Genomic DNA, 15,643 nt, shown 5'->3' on the forward strand with positions numbered 1-15,643 from the left:
AGAGGACCCGCCATGACCAGCAGCAGCGACCCCGACGTCATCCGCCAGCAGATCGAGGACACCCGCGCGAACCTCAGCTACGACGTGGACGCGCTCAACGAGAAGGTCAACCCGGCCCGGGTGGTCGACCGGCGGGTGACCCGCACCAAGCGGGCCGTCGACGACCTGCGCGGACGGGTGATGGGGCGCGACTCCTCCTCCGGCGGCATGGCCGGCCCGGTGAAGGGCGCCGCGCACGACGCCGCCCACGGGGTGGCCCAGGCACCGGACGCCGTGGTGTCCCAGACCCGCGGCAACCCGATGGCCGCCGGTCTGATCGCCTTCGGCGTCGGCTGGTTGGTCTCCTCCCTGCTGCCCACCAGCGAGAAGGAGAAGCAGCTCGCCGCCCAGGCCGAGGACGCCGCGCAGCCGCTGCTGGAGTCGGCGAAGGAGTCGGCCAAGCAGGTGGCGCAGGAGGCCGGCCAGGCGCTGCAGCCGGCTGCCCAGGAGGCCGTGGAGTCGGTCAAGGGCACCGCGCAGGAGGCCGTGCAGACGGTCAAGGAGGAGGGGCAGTCGGCGGCCGGTGACGTGCAGGGCCAGGCGCAGCAGGCCAAGGACACCGTGCAGGACGCCCGGTGAGCGGCCCCCTGCAGCAGGTGCTGTCCCGGGCGGCCAGCCTCGGCGGTGCGGCACTGGGCAAGCTGCAGCACACCCGCATCCCCGGCGTCGGGCAGGCCTCGACCACCGAGCCGGCCGAGGTGTCCGCCGCGCGCTGGCGGGCGGTCACGGTCTACACCGACGACCTGGCCGGGCCGTTCCCGGAGCTCGACGCCCTGGGGTCCGACCTGGAGGTGCGCATGCAAGCCGCACCGGGCGGGCGGGGCACCGAGCTGGCCGCCCGGTTCCACGGCTCGCCGACCACCGACCAGATCGGGGAGCTGCGGGCCGCGCTGCGCCGGACCAAGCAGCTCGCGGAGGTGGGGGAGGTGCTGCGGGTGGACCCCCAGCCGCACGGCACCCGCAAGGCCACCCCCCAGGGCGCCGCCCTCGAGGGTGCGGCGGCCCGGGCACCGAAGGAGGGCGTGCTGTGAAGGCCGCGATCTGGGCGGGGGTCAACGAGGTCGCCGTCGAGGACGTCCCCGAACCCCAGCTGCTCAACTCCCACGACGTCATCCTCAAGATCAGCAAGACGGTCACCTGCGGGTCGGACCTGCACCTGATCGGCGGGTACATCCCCGCCATGCGGGCCGGCGACGTGCTGGGCCACGAGTTCACCGGCGAGGTCGTCGAGGTCGGCTCGGGCGTGCAGAAGGTCAAGGTGGGCGACCGGGTCGTCGTCCCGTCCTTCGTGGCCTGCGGGAAGTGCTGGTACTGCGCGCAGGAGCTCTACTCGCTGTGCGACAACGGCAACCCCGACCCGGGGATCACCGAGGGCCTGTGGGGGCAGAGCCCCGGCGGCTGCTTCGGCTACTCCCACGCGATGGGCGGCGACGCCGGCAGCCACGCGGAGTACATGCGGGTGCCCTACGCCGACGTCGGCTGCTTCCTCGTCCCCGACGGGGTGTCCGACACCCGGGCGCTGTTCGCCTCGGACTCGGTGACCACTGGGTGGACCGGGGCGCACCTGGGCGGGACGAAGCCCGGGGACGTCGTGGCGGTGTGGGGGGCCGGCGCGGTGGGCCAGATGGCCGCCCGCGCGGCCATGCTGCTGGGCGCCGAGCAGGTGGTGGTCATCGACCGGCTGCCCGAGCGGCTGGCCCAGGTGCGCCGGCACATCGGGGCCGAGGCGGTGGACTACTCGACGACCGACGTGGTCGCCGAGCTGCGCGAGCGGACCGGCGGCCGTGGGCCCGACGTCTGCATCGAGGCCGTCGGCATGGAGGCGCACAGCACCGGGGTGCAGGGCGCGTTCGACCAGGTCAAGCAGCAGCTGCGGCTGCAGACCGACCGGCCGTCAGCGGTGCGGGAGGCGATCCGGGCCTGCCGCAAGGGCGGCAGCGTCTTCGTGCTCGGCGTCTTCGCCGGCATGGTCGACAAGTTCCCGCTCGGCGCGATGATGAACAAGGGCCTGACCGTGCGGGGCGCCCAGCAGCACGGGCAGCGGTACGTGCCCGAGATCCTGCGGCACATGGAGAGCGGGGTGCTCACCACCGAGCACCTGGCCACCCACACGATGCCGCTGACCCAGGCCGCCGAGGGCTACCGGATCTTCAAGGAGAAGGCGGACGGCTGCGTCCGGACCGTCTTCGAACCGGGCTCGTGAGCGCCGACCGCCGGCACCGGGGCCGTGGCCGGGCGGCCGTCCTCGGTGCCATCGTCGGGGTGGTCGTGATCATCTTCGCGGTGATGCTGGGGGTCAGCCAGTGCGCGCCCAACGACCCCGACAGCGGTGACGAGCCCGGTCACGGCACCGCCGTCGAGCAGGTGGTCGGGGTGGTGCAGGGCGTCGGCTAGAGCGCCGGGCCGGACCGGCGGGGGGGGGGGCGGCGCCGGGGCGGGCCGCGGGGCGGCGGGGGGGGCCCGCTCTCTTTTAGAAACATGCCGCGCCGCCGCGANAGCAGGTGGTCGGGGTGGTGCAGGGCGTCGGCTAGAGCGCCGGGCCGGACCGGCGGGGGACGGTCCGGCGCCGGTGCGGCCAGCGGAACGGCGGGGTACCCCGGTCCTCGGTCGGGCCGGGCGTGCGCGGGTGGGTGGGGTGGTGGTCGGTCACGACGTCTCCTCGGGGTGGGCTGGGTCCGACCGTACTCACTTGTTTGTCGGCGAGCAACCAAGTGCGATCATGCGTCCGGTCGAACCCCGTCCGCGAGGAGGGCGCTCATCGGCGCCGACACCTCGCCCGACCCGTAGCGCTGCTCCACCGCGGCGGTCACGGCGGCGACGGCCTCGGCCAGTGCCCCCGGCCCCTCCCGGCGCGCCGGGTCCCCGGCGGGGGTCCCGGTGAGGAACGCGGTGGCGACGTCACGGGCGGAGGCGGCCCGGCTCTCCAGGTCGACGACGTCGACCCGGACGTCGGCGAACCCCGCGGCGGTGAGGTCGGCCCGCACCCGGTCGGGGTCGGGGTAGCCGTGCGGCACGTCGCGGACGAAGGTCGGCGGGTCCGCGGGGCGCCAGGCGGCCAGGGCCTCGGCGAGCACCTGGGCGAACCCGTTGCCGGCCAGCGGCCCCCACGTCGACAGCAGCAGGTGGCCGCCGGGTCGCAGCACCCGATGCGCCTCGCGGTAGGCCCGCGCCCGGTCCGGCACGAACATGACGCCGAACTGGCACACCCAGACGTCCACCGAGGCGTCGGCGACCGGGAGGTCCTGCGCGTCGGCCTGCTGCCATCGCACCCGGGCCGATCCCGACCGGGCCGCCCCGCGCTCGACCATGGGCGGGGCGAGGTCGGTCGCGGTGATGTCGGCGTCGGGCAGCCGGTCGGCGAGCTCCCGGGTCAGGGCGCCCGTGCCCGAGGCCACCTCCAGCACCCGATCCGGTGCCCAGGCGGCCACCCGGGCGGCGAGCTCCACGGCGTAGGGCGCGAAGACGACCGGGACCAGCTGCTCGTCGTAGACGACGGGGAGGGATCCGGTGAAGGCGGTGGTCGGATCGGGCACGGGCACTCCCTGGCCGGTGACCGGGCACTCCGTCGACCCGGCCCCGTCGGTCAGCCTGGCCCTGCCCGGGTGCCTGGTCAACGTCCCCGCAGCCGGGCCGTCGGTGGCACAGTGGCCCGGTGCCCAGCCAGGTGACCCGTCGGACCCAGGAGCAGCGCCGGGCCGAGACGGAGCGCCGGGTGCTGGACGCCGCCACCGCGCTGATCGCCCAGCGCGGGTCCCGGGCGGTGACGCTGGCCGAGGTCGGCCGGGAGGCGGGCTACAGCAGGGGGATCGTGCACGCCTCCTTCGGCAGCCGGGCCGAGCTGCTGGAGGCCGTCGTCCGGGACGCGCAGCGGTTCGCCGTCCCGCCGGTGGACGGCAACGGGCTGGACCGGCTGGGCGCGGTGGTCCGGGCCTACCTGGGCAACGTGCGCGACCGGCAGCCCAGCACCGGGGCGTTCCTGCTGCTGTGGGCCGAGGCCGTGGCCGGCGAGCCGGTGCTGGCGCCGCTGTTCGCCGAGCGCGACGCCGACTTCCGGGCGACGCTGGCCGACCTGGTGCGCGACGGCGTGGCCGACGGGTCGGTCCGCGCCGACGCCGATCCCGCAGCGGTGGCCGTGCTGCTGCTGGGCCTGCTGCGGGGGATCGGCATGCAGGTGGTCGCGCCCGCCGGGGTGCCGGCCGACGAGGCCCTGGTCGCGCAGACCGTCGAGGTGCTGCGGCGCGGCCTGGCCGCCTGATCGACCAACCAGGTGTGAGAGCGCTAACATCCGCGCCCGGTGCAAGGTGCAACCAGTGGGCGGGGGTGGGATGGCCGGGTCCGAGCCGCTCGTGGTGTGCGAGTCCCTGGTGCGGATCCACCGGACCGGCGCGGTCGAGGTGCAGGCGCTGCAGGGGCTGGACCTGGTCGTCGACGCCGGCGAGGTGCTGGCGGTGGTCGGTGCGTCGGGGTCGGGCAAGTCCACGCTGCTTGCCGTCCTGGCCGGCATGGACGCCCCCACCGCCGGCCGGGTCACGGTCGGCCCGTGGGACCTCACCGCGCTGTCCCGCGCCGACCGGGTGGCCTACCGGCGCTCGACCGTCGGGTTCGTCTGGCAGCAGACCGCCCGCAACCTGGTGCCCTACCTGACCGCCGCGGAGAACGTCGTCCTGCCGCTGGCCCTGGCCGGCACGCCGCGGCGCACCCGGGCCGCGCGCGCCGCCGAGCTGCTCGAGCTGGTCGGCGTGCCGCACGTGGCCGACCGGCGGCCGGCGGCGTGCTCGGGCGGGGAGCAGCAGCGGGTGGCCATCGCCGTCGGGCTGGCCAACGCCCCCGCCGTCCTGCTGGCCGACGAGCCGACCGGGGAGCTCGACACCGCCAGCTCCCAGCAGGTCTACCAGGCGTTGCGCGCGGTCAACCGCGACCTGGGGACGACGGTGCTGGTGGTCACCCACGACCCCACCGTCTCCGACCAGGTGGAGCGGACCGTGGCCATCCGGGACGGCCGCACCGCCAGCGAGGTGCTGCGGCGGGCGACGGCCGACGGCGCCCCGGTGGTGGCCGAGGAGTTCGCCGTGCTCGACCGGTCCGGGCGGCTGCAGCTGCCCGTGGAGTACCGGACCGCGTTGGACCTCACCCGCCGGGTGCGGCTGACCCTGGAGGCCGACCACGTCGCCGTCCACCGGGACGCCGGCTCGTGACGCTGGTGCAGGTGCGCGACGTGCACCGCACGTTCGGGTCCGGCGCGACCGCGGTGCACGCGCTGCGCGGGGTGTCCCTGGACATCGAGCCCGGCGAGCTGGTGGCGCTGGTCGGCCGGTCCGGGTCGGGCAAGACCACGCTGCTCAACCTGGTCGGCGGGCTGGACCGGCCCGACTCGGGCACCGTGCACGTGGCCGGCACCGACGTCGGCGCCCTGGACGACGACGGGCTGGTGACGATGCGCCGGGACGTGGTGTCGTCGGTCTTCCAGACCTTCGGGCTGGTGCCGGTGCTCAGCGCCGCGGAGAACGTCGGCGTCCCGCTGCGGCTGCGCCGGCTGCCCGCCGACGAGCGGGAGTCGCGGGTGGCCCGGCTGCTGGACCTGGTCGGGCTGACCCCGCACGCCACCCAGCGGCCCGACGAGCTCTCGGGTGGGCAGCAGCAACGGGTCGCGCTGGCCCGCGCGCTGGCCGGGTCGCCGCGGCTGCTGGTGGCCGACGAGCCGACCGGCCAGCTGGACCGGGAGACCGGACTGGCGGTCATGGCGCTGATCCGCGGCATCGTGGAGGCCGAGGGGGTCACCGCCCTGGTGTCCACCCACGACCCGGTGATGATCGCGCTGGCCGACCGGGCGGTGCAGGTGGTCGACGGCCGACTGGTCGACGGGTGATCGCCCGCAGCCGGGTGCAGGCGCGGCTGCTGGTCGTGGTGGTCGTCGTCCTGGTGACCGGCCTGACCGTGCTCGGCAGCTGCGCGGTCCTGCTCACCTCCGGCGCCGAGCGGGCGCAGCAGTCGGCGCTGGCGGCGACCTCGTCGGCGGACCTGGCCGTCGAGGTGGAGCTCACCGACCTGCCGGCCGACGCCGGTCCCGACGTCGCGGCCGCCGCGCGCGTGGTGGCCGCCGCGCTCGCCCCGGTGCCGCCGCGGTCCTCGACCTGGGTCACCTCCACGCTGCGCGACGTGCCCCCGGGCGCGGGGCAGGCCCGGCGGCTGAGCTGGCTGGCCGGGGTGGACGACCTGACGGCGCGGGGCGACCTGGTCGCGGGGGAGTGGCCGACCGCCCCCGCGCCGGGGGCGCCGTGGCCGGCGGTCCTGCCGGTGGCCGCGGCCGACGCGATGGGCCTCGGGCTCGGCGACACCCTGCTGCTGGCGCCGAGCACCGGGCTGGACGACGCCGGCGAGACCGCACCGGTGACCGTGGTGCTCGTCGGGCTGGTGCAGCCGCGCACCGACGGCAGCTGGGACCGCGACCGGTCGGCCGGCGCGGGCACGGTGCCCGACCAGGAGTTCGGCGTGTTCAGCCGTCTGCGGTTCCCCGCGGCGGGCCCGGTCCTGGTCGACCCGGGCACCCCGCTGGCCGCCGGGGCCGGGGTGGAGCGGGCGAGCGTCCGCGCCGCGCCGGACGTCGCCGCGGCGGCTCCCGCCGCGCTGGACACGGCCACCGCCGGGCTCGCCGGTCTGACCGCCGACGCCCGCTCGGCCACCGAGGGCACCGTGCGGGTCCGGGCCCCGCTGGCCGCCACCCTGGCCGGCATCGCCGACCGGCAGGCCGCCACCCGGTCGGCCGTGCTCGCCGTCGGCGTGCTGGGCGGGCTGCTGACCGTGGCGGCCCTGGGGCCGGCGGCCCGGGTGCGGGGCGCCCGCCGGCTGGTGGAGCCCGCGCTGCTGCGCGCCCGCGGCGCGACCCGCCGGCAGCTGGTCGGTCGCGCGCTCCCGGAGGCCGCCGCCCTGGTGGCGGTCGCCGCGGTGCTCGCGGTGCTGTCGACCAGGCTGGTGACCCGGGTCGTGCTGGGCGGCGCGCTGCCCGGGTCCGCCCCCGGCCCGGCGCTGACCGCCGGCCTGCTGGTCCCGGTGCTGGGTGCCGCGGTGCTGCTGGGTCTCGGCCTGGCGGTCGCGGCCACCCGGCTGCCGGCCGGCGGTCGGCGCGGCGGCCGCGGCGCGCTGGCCCGCTCCGGGGGCGGCGTGCTGCTGGTCGGCCTCGCGGCGGCGGCCGTGCTGGGCCTCGGGGCGGCCACCGCCGGCACCGACCCGGTCCTCGTCGCGGCCCCGGCCCTGGTGCTGCTCGGCGGCGCCGCCCTGCTGCTCCGGGTCCCGCCGCTGCTGGCCGGGCTCGCCGACCGCCGCGCCGCGCGCAGCCGCTCGCTGATGCCGGTGCTGGTGGCCGGCGACCTGGCCCGACGCTCCCTGGCGGCCGGCGCGGCCGGGCTGCTGGTGCTCACCACGGCGGCCACCGTCGCCGCGCTGGGGGTGGACGCCACCTGGCGGGTGTCCCAGGCCGACCGGGCCGCCCTCCAGGCCGGCACCGCCCTCGCGGTCCCCGCCGTGGCCGGGGTCGACGGGGCCGCCGTCCGCGCCGCGACCGGGGGCACCGTCTCGCCGGTGAGCACCTCGCCGGTGTCACTGGGCACGCTGCTGCGGGCCGGTGGCGACGGGGCCGCGACCCAGCTGGTCGCCGTGGACACCGCGCACGCCGGCGCCGTCCTGCGCGGCCGGCTGCCGGCGGGCAGCGACTGGGCGACGGTCACCGCCGACCTGGTGCCCGCCGCGGCCCCGGGCGTGTCCGGTCCCGGCGCGGTGACGGTCGCCGGGACGGTGCGCGGGTTCGGCGCCGTCGCCGTCCCCACGGTCGTGCTCGCCGACCCCACCGGAGCCCGGACGACGGTGCCCGGCGCGGCGGTCCCGCTCGACGGCGTCCCGCACGACGCCGGGGTCACCGTGCCCGCGGACCGCACCGTCGTCGCGGTGCTGCTGGACGTCTCGCTGGTCGACGGCGACCCGGACGACGACGTCACCGTGCCGATGTCCCTGGAGGTCACCCTGCCCGGTGCCGCCGTCGGGTGGTCCGCGTCGGCACCCGACGACCGCGGTGGGGTCACCGAGCCGGAGCTGGCCGAGGACGCGCTCCGCTTCACCGGCCGCGCGTTCCCGCTCGGCCTCTCGCTGGCCCCGTCGCGGGTGGTGCTGGCCGCGGCCCCCACGCCGGCCCGGGTGCCCGTGCTGCTGTCCGGTTCCCTCGCCGACGCGCTCGGCGCGACCACGGGCGACCGGCTGACCATGACGGTCGGCGAGACCGCCGTCGACGTCGCGGTGGCCGGGGTCGTGCCCGCCGTGCCGTCGGTGCCCGGCGGCCCCGCGGTCCTGGCCGACGGCGAGACGCTGGCCCGCGCGCTGCTGGCTGCCGGGGACGCCGACGTCGCGGGAGCGGCGTGGTGGGTCGGTGGGCCGAGGGCCGGCGCGCCGGCCGCGTTGGCCGCGGCCGGGCTGGACGGCGCGCGCACCCGGTCGGGCGTCACCGACGAGCTGCGCAGCGGTCCGCTGCAGGTCGGCCTGCCCGTGGCGCTCGGCGTGCTGGCCGTCGGTGCGCTGGTGCTGCTGGTCGCGGCGTCCGCGCTGCAGGTGGCCGCGGTGCGCAGCGGCCGGCGGACCGAGGTGGCCCGGCTGCTGGGCACCGGCGTGCCGCGCCGGGTCGTCCGCCAGGTGCTGGTGCTGCAGCACGGGGTGAGCACCGTGCTGGCCGTGCTGCTGGGCGCGGTCGTCGGGGTGGCGGGCACCGCGCTGGTCGGCCCGGCGCTGACCGGCTCGCCGGTGCCGGCCGCGACGGTCCAGCTGCCGTGGGGGGTGTGGGCCGTGGCGGTGGTGGGCTCGGCGCTGGTCGGGACCGTGCTGGTGCTGCCCGTCGTCCGGGCGCTGGTGCGGGTCGACGTCCCGGTCGTGCTGCGCGAGGGGGCGGCGTGACCCGCTGGGGCGTGCCGCTGGTCGGCACCCGGGCCCGGGTCGCCGCTGCCCCGGCCGCCTGGGTGCTGTGCCTGGTGGTGGTCGCGCTGGCCACGGTGCTGGCGGTGGTGGTGCCCAGCGCGGTCGCCGCCACGGCCGACGACACGGTGCGGGCCGCCGTCGCCGACGCCGGCCACGGTGCCGACACCGTGGTCTCGGCGCCGTTCGTGCCCGACCTCGACACCCCGAGCGCCCGGCAGGACGACGCGGCGGCCGAGACCCGCGCGACGGCCGACACCCTGACCGCCGGCCTGCCCCCGGAGCTGTCCGGCGTGCTGGCGGCACCGGTGGCCACCGCCAGCACCCGGGAGGTGCTGCTCGAGCTGCCCGCCGACCGCGCGGTCGCGCTGGGCCCGACGACGCTGCGGCTGGACTGGGTGGCCCGGCCCGGCGGCGCCGCGGTGACCTGGTCGACCGGGACGGTCCCGGGGGCGTCCCCGGAGGGGCAGGTGCAGGCCGGGCTGTCCGCCCCGGTCGCCGCCGCGCTCGGGGTGGCCGCCGGCGACGTGGTCGAGGGCCGCGGTCCGAACGGTGCGCTGGTGCAGGTGGTCGTCAGCGGGCTGTTCGAGGTCGACGACCCGGCCGACCCCGCCTGGGCGACGACCCCGGCGCTGCTGGCGCCCAGCACCCGGGGTGCCGGCGCGGCGCGGCAGACCGACGTGGCCGTGCTGCTCTCCGATGACTCGCTGCCCGATGCCCGGCTGGCAGTCGGCGACGAGAACACCACCCGGATCTTCACCCTGGCCGCGCGGCCCGGGCAGCTGTCCGCCGACACGGCCGCCGCGGTCACCCGGGCGGTGACCGCACTGCGCGCGTCGCCGATCACCCTGCGCATCGCGCCGCTGCCGCGGGTGGACAGCCGGCTGGACGCGGTGCTGCTGCGTGCAGAGGACCGGCTGACCGCGGCCCGGGCGCAGGCGGCCGTGCTGGTCACCGCGGTCGGCGCGGCCACCGCGCTGGTGCTGCTGCTCGGCGCCACCGTGCTCGTCGCCCGCCGGGGTGCGCCGTTGGCCGCGGCGCGGGCGCGCGGGGGTTCGCTGCCAGGGGTGGGTGCCGATCTGCTGGTCGAGTCCGCCGTCCTGACCGTGATGGGGGTCGCCGTCGGGCTGGCGGTCGGCGTGGCGCTCGCCCCGGGACCCGTGCCGGTGGGGGCCGCGGTCGGCGGTGTCCTGCCGGGGGCCGCCGCCGGGCTGGTCGCGCTCCCGGTGCTCGGCGTGCGGGCGGCCGACCGGGCCACGGGGGGACGCCGGGTGCCGCTGGACGAGCGGGCGCGCACCCGGGCCCGCCGCGAGGTCGTGCTGCGGCGCTGGTCGGTGGACGGCGCGCTGGTGCTGCTGGCGGTCGGCGCAGTGCTGGCGGTGCGGGCCCGGGGACTGTCCGGCGACGCACTGGGGGTGGCCGCCCCGACGGTGGCGGTGCTCGCCGGTGCGGTGCTGGTCGCCCGGGTCCAGCCGGCGCTGTCGGCCGCGCTGCTGCGCCCGGCCGCCCGCGCACGGGGGGCGGTGCCGCTGCTGGCCGCGGCCGGTGCTCGGTCCACCGCGGTGCTCGGCCCGGTGGCGCTGACCGCGATCACCGCGCTGGCCACCGTGGCCGTCGCGCTCGGTGCCACGACCACGTCCGGCCAGGTGGCGGCCTCGTGGACCGCGGTCGGTGCCGACGCCACCGTCACCGTCGACCCGCTGCCGGACACCGCGGTCGACGGCGTGGACCTCGCCGTGCGGGCCCGGGTCACCGACGGGGTGCAGCTGTCCACCCCTGCCGGCGGTGCCCGTGCCCGGGTGGTGGTCGTGGACCCGGCCGACTACGCCCGACTGGTGGGCAGCACGCCGCTGCCCGACGTCGAGGGCCTGGCCGGGCTCGGCACGTCCGGCGACCGGGTGCAGGCGCTGGTCACCCCGGACATCACCGCCGCCATCGGGTCGGTGCTGCTGGACGGCGAGTCCGTGCCGATCGCAGTGGTCGGGACGCTGCCGGCCGGCCCGACGACGGTGCTGCTGCCTGTCGACGCGGTTCCCGCCGACCTGGCCGTGCCCGACACGCTGTGGCTGACCGGCCCCGGCGCCGCCGCAGCGGCGGCCGCAGTGCCCGGCGGGACGGTGGAGCTGCGGGCCGACCGGCTGGCTCTGGTGCAGGAGGCCCCGCTGACCCGTGGGCTGGCCGGTCTGGTCGCCGTGACCGCGGTGCTGCTGGTGGTGCTCGGCGTGCTGGCGGTCGTGCTGGCCGGCAACGCGGGCGTGCGGCGCCGGCGGGGGACGTCGGGCGTGCTGCGGACGCTGGGGCTGGGGGAGCGGCAGGCGCGCACAGTCACCCTGCTCGAGCTGCTGCCCGGGGTGCTGACCACCGTGCTGCCCGGCATCGCGCTCGGTGCGCTGGTCACCGCGCTGGTGGCCGGGCCGCTGGGGTTGGCCCTGCTCACCGGCCAGGACACCGATCCCGTCCTCGTCGTCCCGTGGTGGGTGGTCGGGCTGCTCCTGCCCCCAGTTCTGGCGGTGGTCGGGTCGGTGGTGGGGGAGGCGCGGTCCCGTCGACGGGTGCCGTTGGCGCAGGTGATGCGGGAGGTCTGACCGCGGCGGACGGCTCGGTTCGCGGTGGTGCTCTCCGCTCCCGACCGGTGCGGGCGCTGGGCCCTCGCACAGGGGTGCCTCCGACCGTTCCCACCGACTTCCCGACATGGCCGGCGATGTTGGCGGGACCCTCCGACAATTTCTGCACCACCCTGTGGACGAGGCGCTGAGCTGGGGATTCGCCTTGCCGGAGGTCGCCGGGTCGGCTAGACTTCGAACACACATTCGAATGATGCGAGGCGGTGACAGCGGTGCACCAGCAAGAGGTCGGGACCCGGATGGGGCTCTCGGTGGGCATCGCCCAGGTCGAGGTCTTCGCCTCCGCCGCCGCCCACGCAGCGGTGCTGGAGGCCGAGCAGGCGACCCGCATCGCGGCCGGCCTGGCGCCCGCGGGTGCCACCTTGCGACCGACCCGGTTGTCCGAGCTGCTGGTCACCCCCGACACCGGCCGGGCCAGGGTGCACGCGGTGCTGCGCGACGTCGCCGACGCCCAGGCGCAGCTGCACGCCTTGCAGGCTGCAGCGATTGCCCGCCTGGCCGAGCTGCAACCGGCGCAAGAACCGCTGCCCGGCAGCCGCCGCAATGACCCGGCCGACGCCGACCGGCCCGACGACTGGGTCGCCGACGAGGTCGCCGTCGTGCTGGGCATCGGGGTTAGCTCGGCTGTGTCGCTGGTCGACAAGCAGCGGGTGCTGGTGGAGCAGCTGCCGCAGGTGTGGGAGGCGCTGGCCGACGGGGTCATCGACGTCCGCCGCTGCCAGGTGCTCGTCGACGCCCTCGCCCACCGCAAGCAATCCTTCGGCGGCGGTCTGGCCGACGACGTGGTCGACGACATCGCCCGGCAAGGACTGCGGTGGATCGGTGAAGGCATCGGCCCCACCCCGCTCGCCGACCGGATCGGTGGCGCACTGATCGCCGCGGACCCCGCAGAGGCCGACCGCCGGGCCGAGCGGCGCAAGAAGAAGCAGAACGTCACCACCGTCGGCTGCGGCGACGGCCTCGCCGGGTTCCGGGCAGACCTGCTCGACGCAGCAGACGCCGCACAGATGCAGGCAGTGGTCGATGCGATGGCCGCCACGATGCGCAAGGCCGGTGACCGCCGCCCCATCGGCCAGCTGCGGGTCGATGCGCACCGGCAGCTGGTCCTCCGCCCCTGGGAGGCACTCCCCGACGACGTCGCCCGCGCCCGCTGGCAACTCGCCATGCGGGTGGAGCTGGCCGACCTCGACGGCCTGGGNCACCCCGACACCCTCACCGACCTCCTCGGACCCACCCCGAAGCGGTTCCGCAGCCTCACCCCCGAGCAACGAGCAGCTCGCCGGGCAGCAGCCGCCGACCGCACGCGCCTGGCCGCCGAGATCGAGGCCGAGCTCGACGCCGCACTCGCCCGCCAGAACAGTGAGACCCGGCGTGATGAGACCCGGCCCGGTGACCTGGCCGCGGCCGGCGGTGCCGGATCGAGCGACGGCGTAGCGACCGATGCCGCAGACCACCCCGGGGATCGGGTCCCGGACGGAGGCAGCGACGACGACCCGCCGCCCTTCTGATGGCGGTGAGGGTCCGGTGGCAGTGAGGGAGGAGGACCGGCTGAAGGGGCTGCCCGGGGCAGACCCCGGAGCGGCGGGACGGCCGAGAGGTGGGGCGCGGCTCCCTGCACGGTGGCGGCGGGGGCAACTCGCGGCCGGCGGTTCGACTGCACCGGCAGGCCGGCGCGGGTGGGGTGCGGCTCAGTGCAGGGCGGCGTCCGGGGCCACTCGCTCCCAGCGGGTGAACTGCACGGTCAGGCCGGCGCGGGTGGGGGCGCAGCAGTAGGGGCCGGCGCGTAGCTCGAGGGCGGGGTCGACGTGGGCGACCCGCACCAGGCGGAACGGGTCGTCGTCGGCGCGGGCGCGCACGGTGACCGCGTCGCCGTCGCGGCTGGCCCGCACCGTCACCCGGCGGCCCACCCAGTCCGGGACGGGGGCGACCGACCAGTCCGACGTGCCGTGCGTGACGACGGCACCGATCTGCGGCACGCCGTCGGACACCTCCACGCCGGCCTTCACCCACTCCTCGGCCGACGCCCGGAGCAGCACCCCCGCCTGGTCGAACTGCTCGGTGTAGTCCAGTCGGAACTCCACCTCCACGGCGTCCCGCACCCCGAACGGCGCCAGCAACCCGTGCGCGTCGTCGTGCACGAAGCCGTACGACGTGTGCCGCCACGCGTCGCTGCCCTCGGCCGCCGTCACCCGCAGCCCGTCCGTGTCCTCCACCGCGACGGGGCGGGTGGTCCAGGACGCGGCGGCCAGGAGCTCGGGGTCGATCACCCCGACAGCATCCCCGGCGTCCCGCGCCGGGTCACGCCGCCCGCACCGACAGCCCGCCGTCCACCGGCAGCAGCACCCCGGTGACGTACCGGGACTCGTCGGACGCCAGGAACAGCGCCGCATCGGCGACGTCCTGCGCGGTGCCCATCCGGCCGGTCGGGCTGTGTGCGTCCCGCGCGGCCCGCACCTCGTCGGTCGACGCGTCCCCGGCGAGCTGCTGGTAGACCAGCGGGGTGTCGATCAGCCCGGCCAGCACCGCGTTGACCCGCACCCCCCGGTCGGCGTACTGCAGCGCCAGGCTCCGGGTCAGCTGGTTCACCCCCGCCTTCGCCGCGGCGTAGCCGGGGTAGGGGTAGCCGGTCCACCGGATCGACGCCGTCGACGACACGTTCACCATCGACCCGCCCCGCTCCAGCAGGTGCGGCAACGTCGCCTGCGCCGACAGGAACACGCTGTCCAGGTTCAGCGCCAGCGTCCGGTGCCAGTCGGCCAGCGTCAGCTCGTCCACCCCGCCCAGCCGGGTCGCCCCGACGGTGTTCTGCACGACGTCCAACCGGCCGCAGTGGTCCACCGCCTCGCCCACCACCCGCTGCACCTGCTCCGGGTCGGTGACGTCGGCGACCAGGGCCACCGCCGTCCCGCCGTCCGCGGTGATCGCGTCGACCGTGCGGCCGGCCGCCGCCGGGTCGACGTCCACCACGACGACCTGCGCGCCGTGCCGGGCGAACGTCCGGGCCGTCGCCGCGCCGATCGAGCTCACCCCGGGCGGGCCACCGGTGTTCAGCCCGCCGCCGAAGACGATCGCCGCCTTCCCGGCCAGCCGGCCGTCAGCCACGGGGCCCGGGCGTCCCGGCGAGGAAGTCCAGCAGCACCCGGGCGAAGTGCTCGGGACCCTCGTAGAACGGGAAGTGCGACCCACCCTCGTCGGCGGCGAACGTGCGCAGCTGTGCCCCCGGGATGTGCGCGGCGGTCCACTCCTGCGACGCCGGCGCCACGTGGCTGACCTCGCCGGCCACCACCAGCGTCGGGACGTCGATCCGCGGCAGCACGTCCCGCCAGTCCTGCATCGCGTGGTCCAGCAGCAGCCGGGCGCCCCACGGCCCGGGCATCTGCAGGTTCTCCCCGAACAGGAACGCCAGGTCGTCCTCGGGCAGCACGTCGGACAGCATCGACGTGAGGAACGCCCGCCGGGTCTCGGTGGCGTCGGCCGCCCCCACGGCGCCGACGAAGCCCTCGGTGCTCGGGAAGTCCAGGATCGCCCCGGCCGCGGCGCCCTCCTCCGCGGTCATCCACGGCAGCACGACGCACGCGCTGGGCTGGTCGATGACCACCAGCGAGTCCAGCGCGCCGGTGCCGTGGGTGTCGATGTGGCTCCAGCCGACCGAGGCGCCCATCGAGTGCCCGACCAGGTCGAACGACGTCAGCTCGAGGTGGGCGACGAGCTCGGCCAGGTCGGCGGCCAGCCGGGCGACCCGCGCGCCGTGGTCGGGCTTGCCGGACAGGCCGTGCCCCCGCTGGTCGTAGCTGACCACCCGGTGCTGCTCGGCCAGGGCCGGTACGACCCGGTCCCAGGTGGCCCGGGTCTGCGACCAGCCGTGCAGCAGGATCAGGGTGCGGCCGCTGGCGGTGGGCCCGGTGTCCCGGTAGTCCAGGTCGGTGCCGTCGCCGGTGGTGAACGTGCTCATCGGGGCCTCCTGCCGGGTCGCCGTGGACCCACCCGGTGATCATTTACGCCGTGTGACCGGCACCACCACGGACCCGGCG

The 15,643-nt window shown here is 77.1% G+C and carries 15 protein-coding genes; 10 read left to right on the forward strand and 5 right to left on the reverse strand.

Features of this window, described 5'->3' with window-relative positions; all coding sequences use genetic code 11:
- Positions 1-12 precede the first annotated feature (12 nt).
- Genes LFA75_RS21220 through LFA75_RS21235 form a run of 4 tightly spaced genes read left to right on the forward strand, consistent with a single transcriptional unit; the run spans position 13 to position 2,433 of the window.
- Positions 13-618, forward strand: coding sequence for a DUF3618 domain-containing protein (locus LFA75_RS21220; protein WP_225235569.1), 606 nt, complete (start codon positions 13-15; stop codon positions 616-618).
- On the forward strand, positions 615-1,070 hold the full coding sequence (locus LFA75_RS21225; protein ID WP_225235570.1) for a hypothetical protein: 456 nt from the start codon (positions 615-617) through the stop codon (positions 1,068-1,070). The genes LFA75_RS21220 and LFA75_RS21225 overlap by 4 nt, the downstream gene beginning before the upstream one ends.
- A complete protein-coding gene (locus LFA75_RS21230) occupies positions 1,067-2,242 on the forward strand; it encodes a zinc-dependent alcohol dehydrogenase (protein WP_225235571.1) in 1,176 nt (391 codons plus the stop codon). Before LFA75_RS21225 ends, LFA75_RS21230 begins: the two co-directional genes overlap by 4 nt.
- Positions 2,239-2,433, forward strand: a complete 195-nt coding sequence (locus tag LFA75_RS21235) for a hypothetical protein (protein WP_225235572.1) — start codon at positions 2,239-2,241, stop codon at positions 2,431-2,433. The genes LFA75_RS21230 and LFA75_RS21235 overlap by 4 nt, the downstream gene beginning before the upstream one ends.
- Before the next feature lie 133 nt (positions 2,434-2,566).
- On the opposite strand, the gene LFA75_RS23930 is transcribed toward LFA75_RS21235, so the two are convergent.
- The gene (locus LFA75_RS23930) at positions 2,567-2,689 is read right to left on the reverse strand and encodes a hypothetical protein (protein WP_263639402.1); all 123 of its coding nucleotides are present in this window, start codon (positions 2,687-2,689) and stop codon (positions 2,567-2,569) included.
- 67 nt (positions 2,690-2,756) lie between these two features.
- On the reverse strand, positions 2,757-3,572 hold the full coding sequence (locus LFA75_RS21240; protein WP_225235573.1) for a class I SAM-dependent methyltransferase: 816 nt from the start codon (positions 3,570-3,572) through the stop codon (positions 2,757-2,759).
- Positions 3,573-3,691: 119 nt separating this feature from the next.
- On the opposite strand from LFA75_RS21240, the gene LFA75_RS21245 reads away from it, so the two are divergent.
- From LFA75_RS21245 to LFA75_RS21270, 6 genes are all read left to right on the forward strand, one after another.
- Entirely contained in the window at positions 3,692-4,294 is a 603-nt protein-coding gene (locus tag LFA75_RS21245; protein WP_225235574.1) for a TetR/AcrR family transcriptional regulator, read from the forward strand.
- Positions 4,295-4,364: 70 nt separating this feature from the next.
- Positions 4,365-5,234, forward strand: coding sequence for an ABC transporter ATP-binding protein (locus LFA75_RS21250; protein ID WP_225235575.1), 870 nt, complete (start codon positions 4,365-4,367; stop codon positions 5,232-5,234).
- Positions 5,231-5,905, forward strand: coding sequence for an ABC transporter ATP-binding protein (locus LFA75_RS21255; protein ID WP_225235576.1), 675 nt, complete (start codon positions 5,231-5,233; stop codon positions 5,903-5,905). Before LFA75_RS21250 ends, LFA75_RS21255 begins: the two co-directional genes overlap by 4 nt.
- Entirely contained in the window at positions 5,902-8,970 is a 3,069-nt protein-coding gene (locus LFA75_RS21260) for an ABC transporter permease family protein (RefSeq protein ID WP_225235577.1), read from the forward strand. The genes LFA75_RS21255 and LFA75_RS21260 overlap by 4 nt, the downstream gene beginning before the upstream one ends.
- Positions 8,967-11,573 carry an FtsX-like permease family protein gene (locus LFA75_RS23935; RefSeq protein ID WP_263639403.1) on the forward strand — a complete coding sequence of 869 codons (2,607 nt, stop codon included), beginning with the start codon at positions 8,967-8,969 and terminating at the stop codon, positions 11,571-11,573. Before LFA75_RS21260 ends, LFA75_RS23935 begins: the two co-directional genes overlap by 4 nt.
- Positions 11,574-11,851: 278 nt before the next feature.
- Positions 11,852-13,120, forward strand: a complete 1,269-nt coding sequence (locus LFA75_RS21270; protein WP_455428484.1) for a DUF222 domain-containing protein — start codon at positions 11,852-11,854, stop codon at positions 13,118-13,120.
- A 180-nt stretch (positions 13,121-13,300) separates the two neighbouring features.
- On the opposite strand, the gene LFA75_RS21275 is transcribed toward LFA75_RS21270, so the two are convergent.
- Genes LFA75_RS21275 through LFA75_RS21285 form a run of 3 tightly spaced genes read right to left on the reverse strand, consistent with a single transcriptional unit; the run spans position 13,301 to position 15,564 of the window.
- A complete protein-coding gene (locus tag LFA75_RS21275) occupies positions 13,301-13,879 on the reverse strand; it encodes a DUF1349 domain-containing protein (RefSeq protein ID WP_225235579.1) in 579 nt (192 codons plus the stop codon).
- A 31-nt stretch (positions 13,880-13,910) separates the two neighbouring features.
- Positions 13,911-14,714, reverse strand: coding sequence for an SDR family NAD(P)-dependent oxidoreductase (locus LFA75_RS21280; RefSeq protein WP_225235580.1), 804 nt, complete (start codon positions 14,712-14,714; stop codon positions 13,911-13,913).
- Positions 14,707-15,564 carry an alpha/beta fold hydrolase gene (locus tag LFA75_RS21285; protein WP_225235581.1) on the reverse strand — a complete coding sequence of 286 codons (858 nt, stop codon included), beginning with the start codon at positions 15,562-15,564 and terminating at the stop codon, positions 14,707-14,709. Before LFA75_RS21285 ends, LFA75_RS21280 begins: the two co-directional genes overlap by 8 nt.
- Positions 15,565-15,643: the final 79 nt, after the last annotated feature.

The sequence above is a fragment of the Klenkia terrae genome (assembly GCF_900491935.1).
Classification (GTDB): Bacteria; Actinomycetota; Actinomycetes; order Mycobacteriales; family Geodermatophilaceae; genus Klenkia; species Klenkia terrae.

What these genes read in the sequence shown, in the direction of transcription:
- LFA75_RS21285 (WP_225235581.1), bottom strand. Translation starts at nt 15,564, where the DNA reads ATGAGCACGTTCACCACCGGCGACGGCACCGACCTGGACTACCGGGAC.
- LFA75_RS21250 (WP_225235575.1), top strand. Translation starts at nt 4,365, where the DNA reads ATGGCCGGGTCCGAGCCGCTCGTGGTGTGCGAGTCCCTGGTGCGGATC.
- LFA75_RS21220 (WP_225235569.1), top strand. Translation starts at nt 13, where the DNA reads ATGACCAGCAGCAGCGACCCCGACGTCATCCGCCAGCAGATCGAGGAC.